The sequence below is a fragment of the Brevibacillus sp. YAE8 genome, from assembly GCF_057543335.1.
The window spans coordinates 1-580 of sequence record NZ_BAAIYG010000116.1 but is presented as its reverse complement, the minus strand read 5'-3'; the positions used below and the strand labels follow the sequence as shown (position 1 = coordinate 580).

At 39.7% G+C, this 580-nt stretch carries 1 protein-coding gene; it reads right to left on the bottom strand.

The genetic code is table 11. The annotated features are described in order from the left end of the window. The coding region (locus tag AC27IT_RS27895) for an amidohydrolase family protein (RefSeq protein WP_487092276.1) at positions 1–496 on the bottom strand (496 nt) is incomplete at its 3' end. Between the last annotated feature and the right edge of the window lie 84 nt (positions 497–580).

The window sequence follows — 580 nt, the reverse complement described above, 5'->3', positions numbered from 1 at the left end:
CAGCCGTTGTCTCCTGCAGAGCTTTTGGCAGATCGTCGCCTTTTTTATCCATCATTACTTTTCCTGCAAGAGCTCGGATTCCACTCTTAGATATAGCTTGAAAAGCAGAGTCCGTATGATGAACAGTTTCCATATCGACAATTGTTGTAGTCCCGCTTTGAATGAGTTCACCGATCCCTAACAGTGCTGAATAATAGATAGATTCTTCATCATGCGAAGCTTCAAGCGGCCATATTTTCTTCTTTAGCCAGTCTAGCAGCTCTAAATCATCTGCTTGCCCTCTAAAAAGCGTTTGACATAAATGAATATGAGTATGTATAAAGCCCGGCACAATCGTTTTATTTGCTGCGTCAATGACGTTATCTACCTTTTCCGGATGCAGATTTTTCCCGATGGCTGCAATACGATTTCCAACAATATAAAGGTCACCGTAAATAATATCATTCTTCTCATTCATCGTAATAATCTCTGCATTTTTAATTAATGTGTGCGTCATACCTTCTTTCCCCTCTTTCGTAACATCTATCTATTTCTAGCTCAAACCGAACACTAACATCTTCAAGCAATCTTTCTTACACTG